The organism is Sulfurospirillum sp. HTRB-L1, from assembly GCF_059415125.1.
Window position 1 is genome coordinate 43,036 of record NZ_JCAHZR010000005.1, and the last position, 23,293, is coordinate 66,328.

Below are 23,293 nucleotides of genomic sequence, written 5' to 3' on the forward strand. Positions count from 1 at the left end.
CCCATGAGAACACGCGTAGAGATTATGAACGACTTTTTGGCCATCAACGTAGAGCCAGGTAAAACCATCCAAGATATCGTCGAAGCTTCAGGAAGCGCCCTTCCTTTTGGATGCCGCGATGGCGAGTGTGGTACCTGTGTGGTTTCCATTGAACAAGGCATGGAATATTTAAGCCCAATGACGGACAAAGAAGTTAAAGTACTCAAAGAGGTACTTGCTGGAACCACCACAGAAAAATCGCGCTTATCGTGCCAGATGAAAGTGGTCAAGCCTAACGGTTTGATTCGTATCAAGTACTAAGCACCCGCTTGGTGCGCTTGCGATGCAACCTTCTTTAGCCCTCAAGCAAACCCAAAGCCACAGGCTCTCCATGAGCATGTGGCTTCCTTTGTTGCACGCATCCCTCGAAGAATTAGACGGGCTGATTAATGAAATCAGTGAAGAAAACCCGTACGTGGAAGTGGAGGAAACTTACCTTTCACGCATCCACAAAGCCGCTTTACATGTAAGCAATGCCAGCACGGATGCCATCGAAGCGTTGGGCATCGCAAAGCCCTCTCTTTATGAAACCTTACTTGACCAAATCGAACCCCCGCTTTTTCCCACGCCCATCTCCCAAGAGGTGGCCAAGGAAATCATCGCGTGGATCAGTGACGAGGGGTACTTTGAAGGCGACATGCGCCAAATCGCCAAAACTTTTGGGGTGAGCGTGGAAAAATGCGAAAGCATTCGCGCGCGCTTTGCCCAGCTTGAACCCTCGGGCGTGGGGGCCAAAAACCTCAAAGAGGCCTTTTTGTTTCAACTGGAAGCCTCAGAACTTGATGACCCGCTGCATGAGTTGCTTGGGAAGATGATTGCTTCGTTTGAAACCATGGATACCTTTTGTACCCATCCGCGTTTTCAAGAAGCCAAACGCCACATGATGCATTTTAGAAACCCGCCTGCCATCGAATACTTGCAAGCCTCGCCCGTCATCGTGCCTGATGTGTTGGTGAGCCTGAAAAAAGACGAACTTAGCGTGCAAATCAACGGACGGTTTTACCCTGAGATTCGCATCAAAGATGCCCTAAAAGAGGGCGTGTTTTTAAAGAGCAAATACAAAGAGGCCAAAGAGCTTGTTAATCTCTTGGCTCTGCGCAAAACCACCTTGTATAAGCTCGCTCTTGTGCTCATCGAACGCCAAAGCCGCTTTTTTTACGGGGGGCATTTGTTGCCCTTGACCATGCAAGAAGTGGCCGATGAACTTGGCTTTAACGAGTCGACCATCTCCCGCGCCGTGGCCAATAAATACCTTTGGTGTGAACGGGGCTTGTTTGCCATGAAAGATTTTTTTGCCACCGAACTTGCCCCCTCACTCTCCACCGAAGAGGTCAAAAGCTTTGTTAAAAACCTCATTGAGCATGAGCCAAAAGAGGAGCCTTATGGAGACGAAGCCCTTTTAGAAAAAGTCAAAGGACGCTTTGGCATCGCGCTCGTGCGCCGCAGTGTGACCAAGTACCGCCTTGAGATGGGCATCGCGTCGGCTTCAGTGCGCAAGCGGATGTATTTACTAGAGTAATTCTTTCGAAATACGTATTGACACATGGGCTTATTCGCTCATTCTCGGTTTGCCATCCTTGGCAAACCTCCGAGGGTTCTCGGCCAGCGCTCGTCCTGAGCGCTTGATGGCCTCCAAAATCCGCTCACAAGCCCATGTGTCAATACGCGGAACGATTTATGCAACCCTTACATGTAAAGATAAAAAGGAGGCGCGCCTATGCAAGGATTGGCAACGTACGAAGGCACAGCGCGGTTTGCCTCGCGCAAGGGTATACGCGCGGATTTTTATGGGCTTTCGCAAGGGTTGGTGTTTTCTTCTTTGGGGCTTGGCACCTTTCGCAAAGAGCCTTACCGCGAAGAAAACTACCTGCGCACCTACGAAGAGGCTATCGCTGAAGCGTTGAGCCAAGGGTGTAATCACTTTGACACGGCCATCAATTACCGCTACCAAGAGAGTGAAAAAGAACTCGGACGCGCGTTAGCTAAGGCCTTTGAGGAAGGAGTTGTCGCACGCGATGAGGTGATTGTGGCGACAAAAGCGGGGTTTTTACCCTTGGAATTTCCTTTTCCTAAAGACCCGTACCGTTGGATTCAAACGCAGGTGGTGGAAAAAAATCGCGCCAAAAAAGAAGAGATTGTCATCGACCAGCACTGTTTGAGCGTGCCTTATTTGGAGTGGAGCTTGGAGCAAAGTTTGGAAAATTTGGGCCTGGGGGGTGTGGACATTTTTTACATCCATAACCCCGAAACCCAGTTGGGCTACGTGTCAAAATGGGAGTTGCACCAGCGGATGCGCCATGCCTTTGCGTGGTGTGAAAGCAAGAAAAAAGAGGGAAAAATCGGTGCGTACGGGGTGGCTACGTGGAACGGGTTTAGTTACGAGCCTACTCACGTCGAACACCTGTGCCTTGCCACGCTTGTGCGCATTGCGTGTGAAGTGGGCGGCGAGGGACATGGGTTTAAATTTGTGCAGTTTCCTTACAGCCTTGGCAAAACGGGCGGGTACACAGCGCCTACGCAAACCTTGGAAGATGGGCGTATTTTACCTGCTTTTGGCGCGGCTAAGGCGCTAGGGTTGGAGGTCATCTTCTCATCAGCCTTGTTGCAGATGCACCTGTTTAAGGGCGCTTTTTCAGAGGAAACCGTTGCGGTGCTTGGGGGAGAGAGCGACATCCAAGCAGCCTTGCAATTTGCCCGCTGTCTTGCGGGTGCGACCTGTGCGCTTTTTGGGAGCCAAGACCCTTTACATGTAAAGCACAATTTTGGCCTCAATACCCAACCGCGCGTACCCCAAAAGCACTACAATTTACTGTATAGGATGAGCGCATGATTTATGATGTTTTGGTTGTAGGCGGAGGGATAGCAGGACTAAGCGCCGCACTAGAGGCGGCGAGTAAAGGCACACACGTGGGGTTGGTGTGCAAAAGCCTTCCCTTGCGCTCCAATAGTTCCATGGCCAGCGGGGGCATCAACGCGGTGCTTTCTACCATGGAGCCTGATGAAGTGAGCGCACACATCGCCGACACCCTTAAAAGTGGCCAAGGCTTGTGCAATTCTGACGCGGTGCGGGTGATGTGTCAGCGGGCTCCTGCGACCATTCGCAAGCTGCATAAGCTTGGCGTTCCTTTTGATATGAGCGAAACAGAAGAGATTTTGCAACGCAGTTTTGGGGGAAGTGGCAAAAAGCGCACCTGTTATATTGGCGATAAAACGGGCTCAGCCTTGGTGCAACAGCTGTTTAAAAAATGCCGTGAAGCGGGAGTGGAGTTTTTGCCCAACCATTTTGTCATGAACCTCATCGAGTCCAAAGGGCACATGTGCGGGGTGAGCGTGCTACGCAAAAGCGACTCCCAAGTGCTAGCCCTTGCGGCAAAAGCGGTGGTGTTAGCTAGTGGGGGATTTGCAGGAATCTACAACGGACACACGACCAATCCCCTTGACACCAACGGCGACATGATTGCCGCGGCGTTGCGGGCGAAGTTGTGGGTCAAAGACCTAGAGTTGGTGCAATTTCACCCCACGGGACTGGCAAAAAACGGCGCGCTCTTAAGCGAAGCGGCGCGTGGGGAGGGCGGGTATTTGGTCAATGGCAAGGGCGAGCGGTTTGTAGACGAGCTCTCCACGCGGGACAAAATCACCCGCGCTATCATGCGCCAAATGGCATCGGGTGAAAAGGTTTTTTTAGACGTGCGCCACCTTGGCAGTGCGAAGATTGAAACCAGACTGCCTTCGTTGAAGCAAACCTGTTGGACATCTTTGAATATCGACGTGGCGTGTGAACTCATTCCCATCACGCCTGTGGCCCATTATTGCATGGGTGGGATTGAGGTGGATGTAAACGCGCAAACGACCATCAAAGGGCTCTTTGCCTGTGGCGAGGTGGCGTGCAGTGGCGCCCATGGAGCAAACCGCCTTGGGGGAAATTCACTCATCGAAGGGGCGGTGTTTGGGGAGATAGCGGGGTTTAATGCGGCGCATTTTGCCATCAAAAATACCTTTTTGCCCATTGATTACGAGTCGGTGGCGAAAGAGATGCGGCGCGTAGAATACATTTACGGGGGCGAGAACCTTTACAACGTCAACGCTCTGCGTAAGCAACTGGGCAAAACCATGTTTGAAAAAGCGGGTATCTACCGCGACGAAGCCTCTTTGGTGGACGCTTTTGAGTACATCAAGTACCTGCGAAAACTCACGGCAAGTTTGCACTGCATCACCAAATCTAAAGACAATAACGTCGAAATCGTCGCTATTTTGGAGCTTGCCAATGCCCTACAAGTGGCCGAAGCGGTAGTGTTTAGCGCATTGAGTCGCAAAGAAAGCGTGGGGGCGCATGAGCGCACGGATGCCAAAGGTGCCTTTGCCGCGCCTGCGCACACGGTGGTTAGTACACTCAAAGGAGGGTTTTTAAAAATCGAACGGGAACGCACGGGTGCATTTTGGCGAACGAAACGCTGGTTAATGCGGCATTTTATAAATTAAACGTGGTGTCTTGTTTGTTAGAGACAAGGTAAACGTTTGTTAAAAAAGGATAAATAATGGCCAAAGTCATGTTGCGTGAGAGTGAAGGAAAATTGTTTTTTTATGTTGCTAAAAAGGATATGGAGGAGGTGGTGGAATCGGTGGAGTTTGACTCGGATGAAAAATGGGGCGGACGCATTCTTCTGTCCAATGACCAAGTGTGGTACGTCGAGCCAGCCCCTAAGGTTTTGCCTAACGAAGTAGTCGCAAAACGACTCGCAGACGACTAGGATGGCGTGAAAGCACCAAAGGTGCGCGGGGTCTCCTAAGGAAGGGGGCTCAGCGTTAGCGTAGCTCTTGGAGTAAAACTTCAAGAGCGTATCAAAATACTAAGGAGTGAAAAATGGCAGTAATGATTACGGATGCGTGCATCAGCTGCGGAACCTGTATCGACGTGTGCCCTGTGATGGCGATTGTGGACGATAGTGACAATCCTGTGGGAGATGTGTACTATGTCAAGCCTGAAAAGTGCATCGAGTGTGTCAACCACGCACCCAAGCCCCAATGTGCAGACAATTGCCCCACCGAAGGTGCCATCGTATGGGACATGCCCTACACCGAAGCCTTTAACGACTACTACGTCCTAGGCCACGAAGAGGGGCGCTACCAAATCCGTGAGCACAAATCCAAAGGCCTCATGAGCCCTGCGGTCAAGGCTATGCCTTACGTGGAAAGCCTAGAAATGAGTGCCCGAGAAGCCCATACAAACGTGGGTGAATAAGCCTTACATGTAAACAATTTTACCTAGGACATCAAGAGGCGTTATTGCTTTTTGATGTCCTAGGCGTTTTGTGTTGAATCTGTTTTTCTAAAGTAAAATATCTTCGGTGTCAAATTCGTCCACGTGTTTTTTATGTTCCGTCTCTTGGTCAAAGACTCTCCCAACGCACGCGCGGGTTCCTTCAAAAAGAGCTTTGCGGTGCATGATTAAAGCGTGGCTTTGGATGTCGCCCCTTACTTCTCCTTGCGGGAAAATTTCAACGTTGTCGCAGTGAATGCTTCCTTTGCAAAGGCCTTGCACCACCAAAAGAGGCGCATGGACATACCCTTCAAAAGAGCCACCTTTTTTAATTAAAACTGTTTCTTTGGAAAAAATCTCACCCGTAACGCGCCCTTGTATAACGCAGTCTCCATCGCACATAAACTTGCCATGAATATGTGCTTGTGCGGCTATAAAGGTGGGGCTAAACATCAAAAAACCTTACAAAAATGTGACCCAAAGAGAAGGGGTTACTCCTCTTTGGGTAGAGGTTGCTACGCTAGTGCTCTTGCTCTTTTTCGAGCAGTGAGCGATAGATTGGCCAGATACAGGAGTATCGCTATAGAGGTCACCGTTGCACACATGGAAGCAATGTCTTGACCCGCATTAAAGGGAAACTCTTTTGCTGTGAGCACGTATCCTACCAAGGTGCCTGTCAATAGCGCACCGGGTAACCCTGCCATCCAAAAGTTACGTCCATGTTGGTAAAGGTAGGCAACCGCAGTCCACAGCGAAAATGCCGCAAGCATTTGGTTGGAAAAGGTGAAGTACTGCCAAATGACTGCAAAATTGACCTGCGTGATAAAAAAGGCAATGACAAAGATGGGAACAGAAACCATGAGTCTGTTTTTAAGATCGACTTGCCCGATGTTAAATCTATCGGAAATCGTTAGGCGAATCGCACGAAAAGCGGTGTCGCCAGAAGTGATAGGCGCTGCGATAACACCTAGGATAGCAAGTAATCCTCCAAAAACACCAAGGTATCCGATGGCGATTTGATTGACGACAAGACCTGGTCCTCCTTTGGTAAGCACTTCATTGAGCCCTGTAATTCCCTCAGGGAAATACGCCATACCAGCAGCTGCCCAAATCATCGCAACAACACCTTCGGTGAGCATTGCACCATAAAACACGACCCGACCCTTGCTTTCATTTTTAAGGGTTCTTGCCATTAGAGGGGATTGTGTCGCATGGAAACCGCTTAACGCGCCACAACTAATAGTAAAGAAAAGGCCCGGCCAAATAGGTGTTCCCCTAGGGTGGCTAAAATCTGCCCAACTGGTAAGTTCAGGGATAGCAAGGCCATGGTAAATCATAGACCCGCCAACACCAATGGCCATAAACATCAACACAAACCCAAAGAAGGGATAAAACTTACCAATGATTTTGTTGATAGGAAACACGGTTGATACGAGGTAATAAGCAAAGATGATGACAACCCACACCGCTTTGTTTTCAAAGGGTGTGCCTGCAAAAATGCTTTCCCCGCCTGATTCAAAGGTTAAGTTTGCCATCAACGCAGCAGGCCCTACGATAAACACAACACCAACAAAGAGCAACAACAAAACACTCACAACAAGCATTGCGTATCGGCTCGTGTTGCCAAGGTAGGCACCTGTTAGTTCAGGAAGACTCTTTCCTTTGTTGCGCACAGACATCATGCCCGCCATGTAATCATGCACGCCACCCGCAAAGATAGCACCCAAAACAATCCACACAAAAGCCACGGGACCGTAAAGCGCGCCTAAGATTGGACCAAAGATTGGTCCTAGACCAGCGATATTGAGAAACTGGATAAGATAGACTCTGCTTGTGCTCATGGGCACAAAGTCAACGCCATCAGCTTGCGTGGAAGCTGGAGTGGGGCGATGGGCATCCATGCCGAAAGTTTTTTCGACAAATTTACCATAGGTGAAGTAGGCACCAAAAAGCAGTGCGATACAACAAAGGAAGGTAATCATGGCAGTCTCCTTTAGAGTAGTTATTAGAAGTACCACGTGGCACCTCGACTCTTTCGGTCAAGAAGTGCCATTTGGGTGGCGTTTTTCTAACGATAAGTCATTATACGTTGCGCGTATCTCACATCCATCATCCCTTTGTTTGCATTGTGAGAGATGGATGAGATAGGTATGATAATAAATTTTAAAATTAAATTTTGAATTCAAGTTTGACTGGTAGAATGGCGCTAAAAGCATACATGTAACACCGTGTGAGGAAAAATCGCATTTCAAAAGATTTTTGAACAGATGTAACATAATGAAACAAATTAAGAGAGGACTTTGCCTCATGCTAGAGATACTCAAAAGTAAAAATGTCTTATTTGTGGAGGATAATGAAGAATTTGCACAAAATTTTATAGCCCTTTTGTCGTTATTTGTCAAAGAGGTTATCCATTGTTCTACCCTGAATGCGTCCTACGAGGCACTAAAAACCCAAAAAGTAGACATGGTCATTTGCGACATTAAGTTGAACAATGAAAATGGACTGGATTTTATTGAATCTGCGAGAAAAAGCAACGGACAGTTACCTATGGTTATCCTCAGTGGCAACAAAAACGAGGAGTTTTTGTTCCGTGCGATACCTTTAAATCTGGTGGCATACCTGCTCAAACCCGTAAAATACAAAGAGTTGATTGATACGCTTACCAAATGTGCCGCGTGTTTTAAGCCGTCCAATCACGTTGTGCTTAAAAATGGGTATATTTTTGACCCAGAAAACAGAATGTTACAAAATCCAGCGGGACTGGGCATCTCCCTTAGTAAAAAAGAGAGTGCGTTTGTAGAGCTTTTGGTTGCCCATCCTGATAGGATTGTTCCTAAAGAGATGATGTATGAATCTGTTTGGAATTTTGACTACGTAAGCGACCAAGCGGTTGTGAATTTTATCATGCGGTTTCGTAAAAAAGTGGGGAAAGATTTCATCCAGACTGTTCCTGAGGCAGGATACAGGCTGGGTGGCTAAAACAGGGGAGGGAGTTTAGGCTCTTGCGTGTCTGCTTCTATGGTGACACACACCCCTTCTTGGGTGTTGGAGAAGGAGAGTTTTTTGTTGTAGCGTTTTAAGATGGAAGAGCACATGCTAAGCCCGACCCCTTTGGATAAATCGCTTTGGGAAATGTGTCCTTTTGCGTTATCTTGAAAGACCATCCGCCCTTCTTCGATATGAATCGTGATGATTTTTTTCTCTATGTTGTGTTGTTGCAAGGCACGAATGGAGTTGTTGATGAGGTTGAGCCATACTTGCATAAACTCATTTTTAATGCCAAAACAGTGGGCTTCTTTGCTCCCGTCTATGGTGATGGTGATTTTATCGGCGATGATAACCGTCTCCACAAGGGACAACGTCTGTTGCAGCGCATCGTAAATCGTAAAGTTTTTTTGTTCGCTAGAGGGTTTGTAAAACTCTAAAAAGTTTTGCATGGTTTGCGACATAAAATCTAGGGTGTTTTCCACTTCTTTGAATTTTTGGTACAAAAAATTCCTGTTTATTCTCTTTTTATGCTCCAACAATCCTAGCATCATGAGGTTAATGCCGCTTAGATTGGAGAGCGGTTCGCGCCATTGGTGGGAGATGTTGCCGATGAGTTGACCCAGTTCGGCTTGTTTTGCTTGTTGGGTCATGATGTTTTGATTGAGAAGGTTTCTTGCGACCTCTTTTTTGATTTGGGCGCGTAAAAGATAGTTCCACAGGAGCACAAGGGAAGCACTGATGAGTAGAATAATAATGCCATACCACACTTTTTGATCGATTTTTGAATCGATGATGATGGGGTCATATTTGTTGACAATGGCCGCTCTTTCTTTTTCCGATAAGCTTGAGATGCCTTTGTTTAAAAGGTCTCGCAACATGTAGTTTTGACCAACGACGCCTATTTTGAAAACATTTTTAAAATCTTCCAAGGTGGCAGAAATCTTGAGGTTGAGCAATTCGTGCTTGCGAAATGTGTAGGACATGATGGTCGAAGAGTGCACGGTCATGTCTATTTTTTGATTGAGCACCAAGAAGATAGCATCTTCTGGGGTGGCGACTGAAAAAATTGTAAGGTTTGGAAAAGCATAACTTAGCCTCTCAGACAAGAGCGTATTTTCAGCCAATGCTAGCGTTTTGTGAGAGAGTGATCTGACATCGGCGATGTAGGGGTGGTCGCTGCGGGTCAAAAGAACGTTGTAGTCTGAAAAAATAGGCTCAGTAAACAACAACCAATCGTTAAAATCTAACGTATTGGGGATGAAATTTAAAATATCGCATTGGTTGTTTTTTGCTTTTTCGATGCTTTCTTTCCATGTGTAGGTTTGGATGATTTCCAGTTGAAGGGAAAGCCGTTTGGCGATTAGCTCTAAAAGTTCCGCCCCAATGCCCTCGTATTTGCCTTTTTCGCCAAGAGAACCAAAGGGGGGAGAGGTGGGATTGACACAGACGCGTACCACAGGATTGCGTTGAAGATAGAGTTTTTCTTCCTCCGAAAAGCTCAAAGAAGGGGTGTTCGCATAAAGGGTGCAGTGTATTAATGCAACGATGAACATAACTTTTTTCACGAGTCTAAACGCCTTTATACAATGTTACGGCGATTATGCCATTTTTTTATTTACACGTTGATGGTGGATGAAAAAAGATAGGTTTGCGTATAGTTGAGGCAATTATTTTTCTTTACATGTAAGGAAGCCGCGCAAATGTCATGTAAACGCGTCTTGGCTAGTATATACTTTCATTGATGCAAAATTTGAAGGAGTGTGGATGGATGTTGATTTTAAAAAAATCCTTGGCGCCTTAGCCTTTGTTGTGGGCACAGCAATGCTTTTTACGGGCTGTGAAAAAGCACCAGCTGTTACCAAAAGCGATAAAGTGACATGGAAGTTGGCAACTTCTTGGGGCACGGATTTTCCTCCTTTTGCCAACGCGGTAGAAAATATGGCAAACATGGTACATGCGATGAGTGGGGGAGCATTTACCATCAGCATCGATACGGTCAATAAGCACAAATCGGCTTTTGGCATCATGGATATGGTAAAACAAGAACAATACGAGATGGGACACACCGCTTCGTATTACTACAAAGGCAAAGACCCAGTACTTCCCCTTTTTACAAGCATGCCCTTTGGGATGAATGCGTTGGAACAGTACGGATGGTTTTACTTTGGCGGCGGCATGGAAATCATGGAAAAATCCTACGAAAAACATGGGATGTACGCGTTTCCTGGCGGCAATACAGGTGTCCAAATGGGCGGTTGGTTTAGAAAAGAGATTACTTCTTTGGAAGACCTCAAAGGATTGAAAATCAGAATTCCAGGGTTTGCGGGGGAGATTTTTGCAAAACTCGGATGCGCGGTGACCAACATTGCCCCAGGAGAACTTTTTGCTTCATTGGAGCGTGGAACCATCGACGCGCTAGAGTGGGTTGGGCCGGGCATGGACATTGACATGGGGTTTCATAAAATCGCGCCCTATTACTACACGGGATGGCACGAGCCGGCAACGGAGTTGCAGTTTATTATCGGTAGAGCCAAATTTGATGCCCTTTCTCCTAAAAACAAAGAGATTTTAAGAGTCGCTATGCGCACGGCGGCGTATGACATGTTGGTTCAAAATTACGACATGAGCACCACGGCGTGGGAGAAGATAAAGATAGAATATCCTACCATCAACGTTAAAACATTTCCAAAACCCGTCATGGATGCCATGCGAAAAGTAAACGCCGAACTTGTCGCCGAAGAGTCTGCTAAAAGTTCTGAATTTAAAAACATTGTCGCATCCCAACAAACATACATGAAAAAAGCAAGAGCGTGGACAAACATCGGTGAGTTTGCTTACATCAGGGACAACCAGTGAAAGCGCTCTTTGGTTTCTTTACATGTAAGGGTTTAACTCACATCAAAGCACCATTTCTCTAAATGAAAAAAGCTACTTCAAGGAACTAAATGAACGACTTTTTAAACGGCGCGTACGAAGCGCTTGTTACCACATCCCCGTGGGAGGCGGTGGCGGTGGTGTTGTCTGTGACGTATTTACTTTTGGCGATGCGTCAGAGTTTGTGGTGCTGGCCTGCGGCGTTTGTGAGTACGCTTATTTTTGCCATCCTCTTCTTTGACGCGGCGTTGTTGATGGACTCGGTGCTCAATGGGTATTACCTCGTCATGGCGGTGTATGGTTGGTATGCATGGAAGCATGGAAAGATGGGTAACGAAGCCTTACATGTAAGCGCATGGGGCGTGGCAAAAAACCTCACTATTATCCTTGTGCTTGGCGGTGTGTCGCTGGGGTTTGGCTACGTGATGGACACCTACACGCACGCGGATTTTGCCTATTTAGACTCTGCCACGACGGTGTTTGCGGTGTTTACGACCTACATGCTGGCCCAAAAGATTTTGGAAAATTGGCTTTACTGGGTGGTCATCGACGCGGTTTCTATTTACATTTACATCGAAAAAGCCTTTTATTTGACGGCGGTGTTGTTTATGCTTTATACAGTGTTGGCGTTTTGGGGCTTTTTTCAGTGGAAAAATGATGCCAAGCGCCTATGAATATCTCGTTTTTGCGCACCTATGCGCTCTTTGCCAACGAGACGCTCATCAGCCTTACGCGCCTAGAAAACCAAGGCTACAACAACACAAATTACCTTCTTGTGAGCACAAAACACCGCTATCTCGTGCGGGTTTTTGGCAAAAGCTCCCTTAACCGAAAGCGCGAATTTGAGATAGGCAAAAAAGCTTTTATCAAAGGAATCGGTCAAAAACCGCTACTCTTAGAGCATGCCTTCATGGTTGTCAACTTTACCCAAGGCTACCACCGCGCCAACCCCACCTTGCGCCAGCTCCAAGGGCTTGCGCGAACACTGCGCACACTGCATGGCATCCCTTGCTACCAAAGACCCTACGACGCGGATAAAGAGCACACGGCTTCGTCTAGGGAGCCTTTTAAAACCAAAGCGTTTTTGCTTTTTAAATCACTCAAAACTTTTAGCCATGAGCCCGTGCTGTGTCACCACGACTTAAACCCCAAAAACATCCTTTTTCACGGGGATTTAGTGCGGCTTATCGACTGGGAATACGCGCGGGTCAATGACCGCTATTTTGACTTAGCTTCCCTCATCGTGGAGTTTGGCCTTGGCAAAAAAGAGGCCCATTTTTTCCTCCACACTTACTTTACATGTAAAGAAAAAATCGACTATAAAAAACTAGAATCCTACAAAAAAGTCTACAAAACCTTGTGTGACATGTGGTTGCGTGCGTATTTTGAAAAGAAGGGGAGGCAAGGTTAGGCGTTCCCCTTTGAAGCGGTTATTTTAACAACGCCGCGGCACCTGCTAGGGCGACTTCGTGGTCGTTTTCTACACTGCTGCCACTCACGCCAATGGCGCCGATGATAGTGCCTTTGGCATCTTTAAGCGGGATACCGCCGGGAAAGGTAATGAGTCCACCGTTGGAAAACTCGATGTTGTACAGCGATTTGCCTGGTTGCGCCAAAGCTCCAAGTTCTCCTGTGGTCATGTTGAAAAACCGTGCGGTTTTTGCTTTTTTAGTGGCAATATCGATGCTACCCAAAAACGCATCGTCCATGCGGATGAAGGCTTTGAGGTTAGCGCCCGCATCCACCACGGCGATGTTCATCAGCGTGCCTTGTTTTTCGGCTTTTGCCCGCGCGGCCGTGACAACGGCGAGGGCTTGGTCGAGGGTGATGTCAGCACTTCCTGCCGCGCTAGCGGAAGGGGCAAAGGCAAAAAGAGCCAAAAAGACCATAGCAGGGGCGAGAAGGGTGGTTTTGATGCGGGTTGTACAGTGTTTCATGGGAATATTCTCCTTGTGGTTATGTGGATAAGAACAGGGTTCAACTGGGTTTCTCTTGACCTTTTGCTTCATGCAAACAAGTTCTAGCGCGCCACCTGTGTTTTTGTTTTGCACCCCCTTGCTTTTCTTAACTTAATGTAAAAACTTTACATTAAGTGTATAGCGCGAAAATAGCGGGGATGCTAAAAAGGGTGTGTGGGCGATGTTGAGCAGGGAGATTTAAGCGGGTTTTTGACAAATCACCAAGGGGGCTTTGCCCCCCCCTCCCTTTTTTTGGTGATTAAAATTTCATGGACACAGACGCGTGAATGGTTCTGCCATCTCCTAGATAAGCGGAATTTATCCAATAAGCTTTATCGGTGACGTTGTTGACGTTGAGCCTAAAAGTAAGTGGGTAAGTGTTGAACTTGGTCGTGTACCTTACGCCAGTATTGAGCAAGGTGTAGCTGGGTATTTTGTCGGTATTCATACTGTCTCCGTAAAAACTGCCTGTGTAGTTAACCCCAGCATTTAGCACGATATTTGGGTTGGCAAATGGCGCATATTCCACATAAAGCTTGGCAAATTTATCGGCAACATCAGTAGGGCGCTTGCCTTCAAGTTCTGGGTTTTGTTTGTTTTCTTTCACTTTTGTATCAAGGTAGGTAAATCCACCCAAAAGAGTTAGTCTTTCGTTTAGTTTTCCCGCAAAGGTTGTTTCCACCCCTTTGTGTACTTGCCTGCCATCTTGCACATACTTGGGCAAAGTTGGATTGGATAAATCATAATACTCTAACCCTTTATCGATTTGAAACAACGCCGTAGTAAGAAGTACATTTCCTAGCGTCCATTTGGCACCGATTTCGATTTGCTCGCTTTTGAGGGGATCCATCACTTCATTGGCGTTAACAACTGTATATCCGCCGTATTCATCCCCCGCCATGCCCCCTTGCTCAAAACCCTCCATGTAACTTACATAGAGAGATAGATTGTCTAAGGGTTTATAGACTAAAGAAACCGATGGGGTAATCGCACTCTCTTTGTATCCGCTGTCTTTATTCTCAACCGTTACATGACTTGCTCCTACGAGCATGAACCACTGAGGACTAAGCTCTATGCTGTCGCCGATTGAATAATTCGTACTTCGGGTATGGTTAACATTTTTATCAGTGGCAAGGGAGGCTCCGCTAGCGGGCTTTGAAACATAGGTTGGAGAATCGAGTGTAAGACCACTAAGTGTCACAGCAGTAGAGCTATGATTGTAAATATCATAATAACTGTCACTTATTTGCATGCCTGTGGTTAATTCATGCTTTATATCAAAAGTCTTGAAATTAAAATCAAAAAAAGCATAACCACCGTAGCCATTTATCATACGATAGTCGGTGCCCCAATCGGTCGTCGTCTGAGTGTATGTACCGTCAGCTTGAACCGTGTTTATAGATTGCACTCGCTTTTGCTTGGTAGTCTCTTTAAGTGCAGCAGTTCTGAAGTTGACACTCTCTGAGATATCCCACTGTGCATTAGCGCTGTATTTTGTTGTTTCATGCTCAGTAGACGCCCATTTTTGTCCCCAAAGCTTTGTGTTATCTATCGACGATGCAGACAGTCTATTGGCCCCGCTAGCAAAATTCCAAAAAGGTTGTCTTCCCTCAAGTTTATTCTCGCTATGAGAGGCAAGAAGTTGAATTAGCAATGCATCACTCGCATGCCAATCCAAAGCAAGGCTTGCCAGACTTCGCTCATGATTTTGGTTATCTACAAAAGTGTCACCATCTTGTGTTAGCACATTTAGTCGATAGCCAAATTTTCCTTCTTCGTCTATTGGGCCACCAAAATCAGCATGAGCATAATAGCCGCTTCCTCCCGCATTTCCTACGGAAACCGTCCCTTCTTGTGTTGGGGTAGGTCTTTTGGCGATATAATTAATAACTCCACCGATATTACCTCCTCCGTACAAAAATCCCGAGAGTCCTGTTATTGTCTCCACGCGTTCATATTCTTCGGGATTTGAAGCAAGGTCAAATTGATACTCTTCCCTCTTGATGCCATTAAATACTGTTGCATAGCTAGTAAAACCTCTTAGTGTGGGAGTTGTGGCTCCCCATGTGGATTGAGGTTGCAATAGCTGTATCGTGGGATTCATCGCATAAATTTGGTCGATTGAGGTAGCTTGTAAGTTTTCAATCAACTCTTCAGACATCACATTCACAGCATAGGGCGTATCTTGTAAACTTTTACCTTTCCACGGCCCGATATTGGTTGTTTCTTTGACAAGATACCCCTCTTGCACCGTGCCTTCTCCTTGCCGTGCGCTGATGGAGATGGCCTCTAATTCGGTGGGTTTATCCTCTTTTTGCTCTTCAATCATAATCGTGCCATTTTTGATTGTTGCTTTAAGGCCGCTCTCTTTTAGGACGGCGTCAAGTGCGCGTTGCGTGCCTTCGACGTTGAGAATGGCAGGGGTGTCCCCCTTGTTTTCCAGTAACGCAGCATCGACCAGATAAGGCAGTCCTGACTGGTCGGAGATTTTTTCTATAGCCTCTTTGAGTGGCATAGAAGCAATCGAAAATAAGGTGCTACCACTCGCACATAACATAGCGCTCAGTGAAGTCGCCAAAACAAATGCCCGCAAGGATGTTTGGTATCCCATGATGATTCCTTTTTGTCTATTTTGAGAATGATTCTCTAAAGCATAAGACGGAGAAAAAAAGAAAAAGGGGACATTTTTAAAAAAGAAAATACAAAGTGCTATTTCAAAGCTTTATTTTTGGGCGAAATCACAATCTGATTTTCATGTTTTTCAACCTTGAGCGCGTAGATGGTTTGCAATGCAAATAAAAACTTATCTACATCTTTGGCGTGAAACGAACCCGTCACAAACAAAGAAGACGTATCAAAAGAGGAGAGGGTAAAAGAGAGGTCATTGTACCTTTCAAAGCTCTTCAACGCTTGTTTTATGGGCGTTTTATCAAAGGAGATAATCCTCTTCGTCCACAATGCAAACTTGCCCGTGTCAAAGGGTTTTACAAAAAGCACGCGAGTTTTCTTGCCATCAAACACAAGGCTTTCCCCTTTTTTTAGTGTCGCCAAAAGGGTGTTTTTAGTGTTTTCGTTGACACGCACGCTACCGTTTAAAACATAAACAGAAGTCAACTCTTCAAAAGAACTTACGGAAAAATAGGTTCCCAAAACCGTTACATCAAGGTGGGGGCTTTTGACGATAAAGGGGCGTTTTTCATCTTTGGTAACCTCAAACGTCGCTTGCCCTTGCGTTAAGGTAACCTCTCTTTTATCGCTATGGTAAGTGATGGAAAGCCTCGTGCTAGCATCCACGTGTATCTTGGAGGCATCAGGGAGCACAATCTCGCGGCCCTCATAGGCTGTTTTAACCTCTCTTGCGCGTTTGAAGTGCGTGTATGTGTATGCTTCAAACGCCCCAATACATGCAAAAATCACCGTTGCGGCCACGGCAAGAGGCTTCCAAAAGGAAAGCCGCTCTCTTTTTTTGGGCGCTACTTTTTCCACAAGTGCATTTTTTGTCTCGAGGGGAAGTGTTTTAAACAAAGATTCGATTTGCAACAGTGCTTCATACGCTTGCGCGTGCTTTTCGTTTTGTAGCCATTGTTTAAAGTCTTCGCGCGCCTCGTGGCTTGGCGAATCTTTCATGGCCATGTGCCAATACGCAGCTTGTTCGTCTAGGGTTTGTTCGGGATTTACGTTCATAATGGCTCAACTTTAAGTGCTTCTTTGAGTTTGACCAGCCCTCGTGCGATTAGCTTTTCGGTGGTCTCTTTGGTGGCGTTCATCATCGTGGCAATCTGGGTTTTGGAATGCCCTTCAACAAGGTACAACACTAGCGCGCGTTGCGTTTTTTTGGGAAGGGTGCCTAGGATGTTGAGAAGGTGCTGCTGTTGTGCTTCGTGAAAGAGGATGTTGTGCGGTTCTTGTTCTTTAGGGATGCAAAACGCTTCCTCTTCAAAGGAGGTGTTTTGAAAATCTTTTGCCTTGCGAAAATCATCGATAATGATGTTTCGCGCCGTTTTGTACAAGTAGGCTTTTTTGTTTTTAATGTCCACTGTTTTTTCGGCTTGAATCATGCGCAGATACGCTTCTTGCGTGACATCTAGCGCACACTCTTTGTTGCTGAGAAGTTTTTTTGAAAAGATGAGAATTTCTTTGTAATACTTTAGCATTTCCCGCCACTGGAAGATAATGAGAAATATTATCATATTTTTACAAGGAGCGCAATGGCACTGTGTAGGCCTTACATGTAAGAAGGCGTTGGTCTTAAAAAAGGCACGCATCCTTACATGTAAAGGGAAAATCAGTGTGCTAGCATCGCGTTGAGTACTTGGGCGATTTCATCGGGCGATTGGGCGTGTTTTAGTGTGTGGGCAAGCCTTCCTTTTGTGTCAAAAAAATAAAGAAAAGTCGTATGGGCCACGGTGTAGTCTAGGCTAGAGTTTTCGTTAAACTCTTTTGCGTAGTACGTGCCGTAATTTTGGGTGATTTTTTTAAGGGCAGATTCTTCGCCACTTAAGCCCAGTGCATCAGGGTAAAAATACTGCGCGTACTCTTTAAGGTCCTCCATCCCGTCCCTTTCGGGGTCGACACTGATGAAGAGGAGTTGAAACTTATCGGCCTCTTCTTTGGGGAGTTTTTGCAAGGCGTTAGCGGTTTGGGCAAGGGTAGTGGGGCAGATGTCAGGGCAGTACATGTAGCCAAAATAGACGATGGGCATTTTGCCTTTAAAATCACTCAAACGTACGGGCCCATCGGCACTTTGGAGCTCAAACGCGTAGGGTTTTATCTCTCTTTGGTCTTGCACGTACGTAGCACCCGCCCAAAACGCTCCAAAGAGCAACCCCACGCCCACGAGAAAAATGACCCCTTTTTTCATAATACCTCCAATGCGTTGTACAGATGTTTTACATCTTGTGTTTGTGCATCCCCATCATAACACTTTTGATGGGCACCGCGTCAAGTGTCTGTTTTTGGCCGTTTGAAAAGTGCAATTCAAGAACGATGGTTTCGCCCTCACGCAGGGGTGTGTTGAGTCCGATGAGCATTACATGTAAGCCGCTTGGCTCGAGGGTGGTGTGTGCGTGGGGAGCGATGGCGATTTTTTCAACGGGCCGCATCTTCATCATGCCCCCTTCCATCACGTGTTCGTGAAGTTCAACGCGCGCGGCAGCGGGTGAAGCGGCACTAAGGAGAAAGAGTTCTTCTGCGGTGGTGTTTGCAATCTTCATGAAAGCAGCAGAATTTTTAAGGTTTGGGGGAACCGCCCTTACATAGGCGTCTGAAACCTCGATGGGCGCGGCAAAGACAGAAGTGGCGCACGCAAGTAGTGCTATGAAAAACCTTTTAAGCATCAGTGTCTCCTTAAAATTATTTGATGCATTATAGTCAACATTGTTAAAATAATATTAAATTTATCTCCGCTGGGATACCATTTCTTGTGACGAAAAAAAAACACTTTAAGATTGGCCTCCTATGAAACTCTTTTTGATGGCATGTTTGGTCGCAGCGTGTGTTGCTTTTGGCGATAGCCCAAAAATAGGCACCTATGAACGGTTGGGCTCTTACCTTCCCCTTGAGCTTACTTTCGTGGATGAAAATGCCCAAGAAAAAACCCTAGGCGAATTTTTGCAAGGCAAACCTACGATTATCTCGCTCAATTATTTCTCCTGTCCTGGCATTTGCGGCCCGCAGATAGATGGCATTGTCAAATCACTAGATAAGATACAACTTCGCGAGGGCAAAGAGTACAGGGTGCTTACCATCAGTTTTGCTCCTGATGATTCCCCTGATGATGCCTTTGAGAGCAAGCGAAACCACCTCAATGCGTTGCGCAAAGATTACGACCAAAGTGCGTGGAATTTTTTAGTCGCGCAAGACAAAGCGACCATCGACGCGCTCACCGAAGCCCTTGGGTTTGAGTATGAAAAAATCATCAACAAGCAAGGCTTTGTGGATTACATTCACCCCGCGGGGCTTGCCATCGTTTCGCCCAAGGGGAAGATTACGCGCTACCTTAATGGCATCAAATACCTCCATTTTGATGTGAAGATGGCACTGCTTGAAGCCAGCGAGGGCAAAGTGCGCCCTACCATTGCAAAAGCCCTTTCGTTTTGTTTTTCCTTTGACCCAGAAAACAGCAAATATGTCCTTTCCATCAACAAGATTTTTGCCACGGTTATGCTTGTGCTAATCAGTGGATTTTTTATCTATCTCATCACCCCAAAGCGAAGAAAAAAAGGAGATCCCGACCATGAGTCCTAGTATCCCAGGAAGTTTTTATGAACACACCCACACGGTGTTTGGGCACCATAAAAGCAAGATTTTTCAATGGATTTTTAGCATAGACCACAAGCGCGTGAGTATCTTGTACCTCTTTTCAATGCTTGCGTTTTTCTTGGTGGCCGTGGGGCTTGCCCTTTCCATGCGCTTGGAGCTTTTTAGCCCTGGGCAAGACATCATGTCGCCCCAACGCTACAACCAAGTCTTTACCATGCACGGCGTGATTATGATTTTTCTCTTCATCGTGCCTGGCATCCCCGCGGCCCTTGGCAACTTCCTCTTGCCCTTGCAAATAGGCGCGCGGGATGTTTCGTTTCCAAAGCTCAATCTGCTTTCGTGGTGGTTGTATATGTTTGGCGCGATTTTAGCGGTGGCTTCGCTGTTCGTGGGCGATGGCTTTGCCGATACAGGCTGGACATTTTACGCCCCTTATAGCATCAAAACAGGCACCAATGTCATCTGGGCACTAACCGCCGCGTTTATCCTCGGTCTCGCTTCCATCCTCACGGGCATCAACTTTGTAACGACCATTCACCGCCTTCGCGCACCGGGGATGACCTTTTTTAAGATGCCACTGTTTGTGTGGGGGCTTTACTCAACCGCGTGGATACAAATCCTCGCGACACCCATTGTGGGGGTTTCGTTGGTGATGGTCATCTTTGAGCGGGTGTTTGGGGTAGGGTTTTTTGACCCGACCAAAGGGGGTGACCCAGTGCTCTTTGAACACATGTTTTGGATTTACTCGCACCCTGCGGTGTATTTGATGATTCTTCCTGCTTTTGGTATCGCTTCAGAAATCGTGCCGACCTTTTGCCGCAAGCCCATCTTTGGGTACCGCTCCATCGCTATTTCTTCGGCGATGATTGCGGGGATTGGCTACCTTGTGTGGGGGCACCACATGTTTACTTCGGGCATCTCCGACACGGTAAAGTTGATTTTTTCAGTGCTTACCTTTTTTGTAGCGGTGCCAACGGGGGTGAAATTTTTTGATTGGATTGCGACCATGTATAAGGCGTCCATCGACTTTAAAGCGCCCATGGTTTGGGCGGTTGGCACCTTTGTAACCTTTATCATCGGAGGGCTTACGGGGCTGATTTTGGGAACTATTGGCGTGAATGTCTACTTTCACGATACCTATTTTGTAGTCGCCCACTTTCACTACACGATGCTTGGTGGCGTTGCCTTTTTGATGTTCGCAGGGTTTCACTACTGGTTCCCCAAATTTACAGGCCGCATGTACAGCGAAAAGCACGCAATAAGAGCTTTTTATACGGTGTTTGTAGGGTTTAACCTCTTGTGGTTCCCTATGTTTTTAGCAGGCGCCTTTGGTATGCCACGGCGGTATTTTGATTATTTGCCTGAATTTGAGATTTACCACAAACTCTCAGGGGTTGGCTCTTGGATTTTTGCCATCGGCATACTCTACATGCTCACTACGCTCTACCGTGGATGGCGCTATGGCGAGCCTGCTGGCCCCAACCCGTGGAACGCCACAACCCTAGAGTGGCAAATCCCTTCGCCGCCACAGCTGGAAAATTTTGGGGAGATTCCTTATGTGGATTTTGGCCCATACGAGTACAAAAACGGCGAACCTGTGCACAGGATGGATCTTTCGGTAAAGGAGGGCCACGGTCATGGATAAGAAAGTAGAAGTTGCGTATGACAAAGAGGGAAACGCCCATGAAATCGTAGATTTTAACGATGATTACATCGGCGCAAAGATTGGGTTTTGGCTCTTTTTGTTTACCGAAGTGATGATTTTTGGCTCCATGTTTTTGATTTACGCCTTTTACCTGTTTCAATTTGACGAGGCCTTTGTCACCTCTTCGGGAGGCTTGAACCTCCTTTTGGGCGGGACAAATACGGTCATCCTTTTGGTTTCGGCTTTGTGTATGGGGCTTTCTTTGGTGAAATTGCGCAACGGCGATGTGCTTACATGTAAGCGTTACCTTTGGCTCACCATTGCCCTAGCGGTGGTGTTTTTGGGCATCAAGTACGTGGAGTGGAGTACAGAGATAAGCCACGGCATTTACCCCGGTTCTGCGCACCTTGCGAGCATGGGCGATGGTGCGGTGATGTTTTTTGGCCTTTACTTTAGCATCACAGGTTTGCACGGGTTGCACATCATCTTAGGCATTGGCGCCATGCTTTGGGTGCTTGGGTTGATACGCTCCCAAAAAATCACCCCCAAGAATTTTGTCATCTTGGAAAATACAGCACTGTATTGGGATCTGGTGCATCTTGTGTGGGTGTTTGTTTTTCCATTTTTTTATCTGATTTATTAGGAGGCAAAGATGCACATACACCATGAGGAAACATTGCGGCCTGTAAAAGCAAAGACGTATATCACCGTTTTTTTCTTACTGATAGCCTTAACCGCACTAACACTTTTGCAACCGATGATGATTAACCTTGCGTTGGCGCCAACGCTGATAATACAAATAGGCCTAGCCACACTCAAAGCCTTTTTGATTGTGGCCTACTACATGCACATCAAATCAGAATCAAAACTCCTTAAAACCCTCATCTACTCTTCCTTGGTTGTTTTGGTCATCATTTATGTGATTATGGCGATTGACACGTACTACCGCTACACGCCACATGATGTCTTTGCGCGGGTTGCACAGGGAGGTTTGCTATGTTAGAAGGCATGGAGGGCGTTTCAAGTTTTGCCAGTGAGGTGGATTTGGCCATATGGGTTGTGATGGGGTTGTCTATTGGCATCTTTGTTCTTGTGGTGGGGGTGATGTTTTATTTTCTCTACAAGTACAGTGCGAAACGCCACAGTAGAGACCAAGTCAAAAACATCGAGCACCATACGGTTTTAGAAATCCTGTGGACAGTTGTGCCCACACTCTTGCTTGGGGTGATGTTTTACTACGGTTACACGAGCCTTAAGGTGATGCGTGAAATTCCAGCAGACAGCTTGCAAGTAAAGGTGGTGGGGCAGATGTGGTTTTGGACCCATGAGTACCCCAATGGTAAAAAAACCAGAGACCTTTACGTGCCCATCGACACCAACATCAAGCTTGACATCACTGCCAAACTTAACGATGTGTTGCATTCGTACTACGTGCCCGCCTTTCGGATTAAGCAAGATGCGGTGCCAGGCAAGGTTTACAGCGCGTGGTTTAGGGCTGAGAAGGTAGGCAGTTACGATGTGTTGTGCGCAGAATACTGTGGCACGCGCCATTCCTACATGCTTTCAAAAATTCACGTCGTAGACAAAGAACGCTTTGATGCGTGGTATGAAAGCGACCGCGAAACCCCTTTTACAGAAGAAGGGGAAGTTGTTGCTGTACAACACCCTGGCCTAGCGCATCTTGAAGCCAACGGGTGCACGGGGTGCCACTCCCTTGATGGTTCTGTAGTTGTGGGGCCAAGCTTCCAAGGTATCTTTGGACGTACGCTCAAAGTGGAAGAGGGCGGCACACTCAAAGAGGTCTTGGCCGATGAAGCTTACCTCAAACGCGCCATCCTTGACCCTGATGGCCAACTGGTGGAGGGTTTTAGCGGCGGCATGATGCAGTCTTATGAGGGTGTGTTAAATGAGGCGCAGATTGATGAGATTATTGATTATTTCAAACATGGCGACGCGTCACCAAAAGAAGACCCAAGCCAAAAGGCGATGGGTATATTAGACACCAACGGGTGCACGGGATGCCACTCCCTTGATGGTTCTGTGGTTGTGGGGCCAAGTTTCCAAGGTATTTTTGGACGTACGCTCAAAGTCGAAGAGGGCGGCACACTCAAGGAGGTGCTAGCCGATGAAGCTTACCTTAAACGCGCTATCCTTGACCCCGATGGCCAACTGGTGGAGGGTTTTAGCGGTGGCATGATGCAGTCTTATGAGGGTGTGTTAAGCGACGAAGAAATCAATGTGTTGATTGAATATTTTAAAGGACTCTAG

Annotated in this window: 25 protein-coding genes; 16 read left to right on the plus strand and 9 right to left on the minus strand. The window is 46.8% G+C overall.

What is annotated here, in order from left to right:
* The first annotated feature begins 3 nt into the window (after positions 1-3).
* The 6 genes from AC5SLM_RS09355 to AC5SLM_RS09380 all read left to right on the plus strand — a co-directional run bounded on the left by AC5SLM_RS09355 (position 4) and on the right by AC5SLM_RS09380 (position 5,278).
* Positions 4-300 carry a 2Fe-2S iron-sulfur cluster binding domain-containing protein gene (locus AC5SLM_RS09355; RefSeq protein WP_495250689.1) on the plus strand — a complete coding sequence of 99 codons (297 nt, stop codon included), beginning with the start codon at positions 4-6 and terminating at the stop codon, positions 298-300.
* 22 nt (positions 301-322) lie between these two features.
* Positions 323-1,558 carry an RNA polymerase factor sigma-54 gene (gene rpoN, locus AC5SLM_RS09360; protein WP_495250690.1) on the plus strand — a complete coding sequence of 412 codons (1,236 nt, stop codon included), beginning with the start codon at positions 323-325 and terminating at the stop codon, positions 1,556-1,558.
* 198 nt (positions 1,559-1,756) lie between these two features.
* Positions 1,757-2,869, plus strand: a complete 1,113-nt coding sequence (locus AC5SLM_RS09365; RefSeq protein ID WP_495250691.1) for an aldo/keto reductase — start codon at positions 1,757-1,759, stop codon at positions 2,867-2,869.
* Positions 2,866-4,518 (plus strand): L-aspartate oxidase, encoded by a 1,653-nt coding sequence (locus tag AC5SLM_RS09370; RefSeq protein WP_495250692.1) that lies wholly within the window; start codon positions 2,866-2,868, stop codon positions 4,516-4,518. Before AC5SLM_RS09365 ends, AC5SLM_RS09370 begins: the two co-directional genes overlap by 4 nt.
* Before the next feature lie 56 nt (positions 4,519-4,574).
* Positions 4,575-4,787, plus strand: a complete 213-nt coding sequence (gene nifT, locus AC5SLM_RS09375) for a putative nitrogen fixation protein NifT (protein WP_495250693.1) — start codon at positions 4,575-4,577, stop codon at positions 4,785-4,787.
* Positions 4,788-4,900: 113 nt separating this feature from the next.
* Positions 4,901-5,278 (plus strand): 4Fe-4S binding protein, encoded by a 378-nt coding sequence (locus AC5SLM_RS09380; protein ID WP_495250694.1) that lies wholly within the window; start codon positions 4,901-4,903, stop codon positions 5,276-5,278.
* An 87-nt stretch (positions 5,279-5,365) separates the two neighbouring features.
* Here the strand turns inward: AC5SLM_RS09380 and AC5SLM_RS09385 are convergent, their stop codons facing one another.
* Positions 5,366-5,749: a bactofilin family protein gene (locus AC5SLM_RS09385; RefSeq protein ID WP_495250695.1), complete on the minus strand. Its 384-nt coding sequence runs from the start codon at positions 5,747-5,749 to the stop codon at positions 5,366-5,368.
* A 62-nt stretch (positions 5,750-5,811) separates the two neighbouring features.
* Positions 5,812-7,278, minus strand: coding sequence for a carbon starvation CstA family protein (locus tag AC5SLM_RS09390; protein ID WP_495250696.1), 1,467 nt, complete (start codon positions 7,276-7,278; stop codon positions 5,812-5,814).
* Between the two features lie 325 nt (positions 7,279-7,603).
* Here AC5SLM_RS09390 and AC5SLM_RS09395 point away from each other — a divergent pair, with 325 nt between their 5' ends.
* Positions 7,604-8,278, plus strand: coding sequence for a response regulator transcription factor (locus AC5SLM_RS09395; protein WP_495250697.1), 675 nt, complete (start codon positions 7,604-7,606; stop codon positions 8,276-8,278).
* Here the strand turns inward: AC5SLM_RS09395 and AC5SLM_RS09400 are convergent.
* Positions 8,275-9,852: a transporter substrate-binding domain-containing protein gene (locus tag AC5SLM_RS09400; RefSeq protein WP_495250698.1), complete on the minus strand. Its 1,578-nt coding sequence runs from the start codon at positions 9,850-9,852 to the stop codon at positions 8,275-8,277. The genes AC5SLM_RS09395 and AC5SLM_RS09400 overlap by 4 nt on opposite strands.
* A gap of 199 nt (positions 9,853-10,051) precedes the next feature.
* Here AC5SLM_RS09400 and AC5SLM_RS09405 point away from each other — a divergent pair, with 199 nt between their 5' ends.
* From AC5SLM_RS09405 to AC5SLM_RS09415, 3 genes are all read left to right on the plus strand, one after another.
* Entirely contained in the window at positions 10,052-11,143 is a 1,092-nt protein-coding gene (locus AC5SLM_RS09405; RefSeq protein ID WP_495250699.1) for a TRAP transporter substrate-binding protein, read from the plus strand.
* Positions 11,144-11,232: 89 nt separating this feature from the next.
* Positions 11,233-11,835, plus strand: coding sequence for a nicotinamide riboside transporter PnuC (gene pnuC / locus AC5SLM_RS09410; RefSeq protein WP_495250700.1), 603 nt, complete (start codon positions 11,233-11,235; stop codon positions 11,833-11,835).
* Entirely contained in the window at positions 11,832-12,572 is a 741-nt protein-coding gene (locus AC5SLM_RS09415; RefSeq protein ID WP_495250701.1) for a choline kinase family protein, read from the plus strand. The genes pnuC and AC5SLM_RS09415 overlap by 4 nt, the downstream gene beginning before the upstream one ends.
* Positions 12,573-12,591: 19 nt before the next feature.
* On the opposite strand, the gene AC5SLM_RS09420 is transcribed toward AC5SLM_RS09415, so the two are convergent.
* The 4 genes from AC5SLM_RS09420 to AC5SLM_RS09435 form a co-directional block, all read right to left on the minus strand.
* On the minus strand, positions 12,592-13,098 hold the full coding sequence (locus tag AC5SLM_RS09420) for a GlcG/HbpS family heme-binding protein (RefSeq protein WP_495250702.1): 507 nt from the start codon (positions 13,096-13,098) through the stop codon (positions 12,592-12,594).
* Between the two features lie 280 nt (positions 13,099-13,378).
* Positions 13,379-15,730, minus strand: coding sequence for a TonB-dependent receptor (locus AC5SLM_RS09425; protein ID WP_495250703.1), 2,352 nt, complete (start codon positions 15,728-15,730; stop codon positions 13,379-13,381).
* Between the two features lie 98 nt (positions 15,731-15,828).
* Positions 15,829-16,803, minus strand: a complete 975-nt coding sequence (locus tag AC5SLM_RS09430) for a FecR family protein (RefSeq protein ID WP_495250704.1) — start codon at positions 16,801-16,803, stop codon at positions 15,829-15,831.
* Positions 16,800-17,273: an RNA polymerase sigma factor gene (locus AC5SLM_RS09435; protein ID WP_495250705.1), complete on the minus strand. Its 474-nt coding sequence runs from the start codon at positions 17,271-17,273 to the stop codon at positions 16,800-16,802. The genes AC5SLM_RS09430 and AC5SLM_RS09435 overlap by 4 nt, the downstream gene beginning before the upstream one ends.
* A gap of 19 nt (positions 17,274-17,292) precedes the next feature.
* Here AC5SLM_RS09435 and AC5SLM_RS09440 point away from each other — a divergent pair, with 19 nt between their 5' ends.
* Positions 17,293-17,427 (plus strand): hypothetical protein, encoded by a 135-nt coding sequence (locus AC5SLM_RS09440; RefSeq protein WP_495250706.1) that lies wholly within the window; start codon positions 17,293-17,295, stop codon positions 17,425-17,427.
* On the opposite strand, the gene AC5SLM_RS09445 is transcribed toward AC5SLM_RS09440, so the two are convergent.
* Both AC5SLM_RS09445 and AC5SLM_RS09450 read right to left on the minus strand, forming a co-directional pair.
* On the minus strand, positions 17,405-17,980 hold the full coding sequence (locus tag AC5SLM_RS09445; protein WP_495250707.1) for an SCO family protein: 576 nt from the start codon (positions 17,978-17,980) through the stop codon (positions 17,405-17,407). The genes AC5SLM_RS09440 and AC5SLM_RS09445 overlap by 23 nt on opposite strands.
* Before the next feature lie 28 nt (positions 17,981-18,008).
* Positions 18,009-18,455, minus strand: a complete 447-nt coding sequence (locus tag AC5SLM_RS09450) for a copper chaperone PCu(A)C (protein WP_495250708.1) — start codon at positions 18,453-18,455, stop codon at positions 18,009-18,011.
* 121 nt (positions 18,456-18,576) lie between these two features.
* Here AC5SLM_RS09450 and AC5SLM_RS09455 point away from each other — a divergent pair, with 121 nt between their 5' ends.
* Genes AC5SLM_RS09455 through coxB form a run of 5 tightly spaced genes read left to right on the plus strand, consistent with a single transcriptional unit; the run spans position 18,577 to position 23,293 of the window.
* Positions 18,577-19,365: an SCO family protein gene (locus tag AC5SLM_RS09455; protein WP_495250709.1), complete on the plus strand. Its 789-nt coding sequence runs from the start codon at positions 18,577-18,579 to the stop codon at positions 19,363-19,365.
* Positions 19,355-21,025: a cytochrome c oxidase subunit I gene (locus tag AC5SLM_RS09460; protein WP_495250710.1), complete on the plus strand. Its 1,671-nt coding sequence runs from the start codon at positions 19,355-19,357 to the stop codon at positions 21,023-21,025. The genes AC5SLM_RS09455 and AC5SLM_RS09460 overlap by 11 nt, the downstream gene beginning before the upstream one ends.
* Complete coding sequence (locus AC5SLM_RS09465) at positions 21,018-21,668, plus strand: cytochrome c oxidase subunit 3 (RefSeq protein ID WP_495250711.1); 651 nt, start codon at positions 21,018-21,020, stop codon at positions 21,666-21,668. The genes AC5SLM_RS09460 and AC5SLM_RS09465 overlap by 8 nt, the downstream gene beginning before the upstream one ends.
* Positions 21,669-21,677: 9 nt before the next feature.
* Entirely contained in the window at positions 21,678-22,028 is a 351-nt protein-coding gene (locus tag AC5SLM_RS09470; RefSeq protein WP_495250712.1) for a cytochrome C oxidase subunit IV family protein, read from the plus strand.
* On the plus strand, positions 22,022-23,293 hold the full coding sequence (coxB, locus tag AC5SLM_RS09475) for a cytochrome c oxidase subunit II (RefSeq protein WP_495250713.1): 1,272 nt from the start codon (positions 22,022-22,024) through the stop codon (positions 23,291-23,293). Before AC5SLM_RS09470 ends, coxB begins: the two co-directional genes overlap by 7 nt.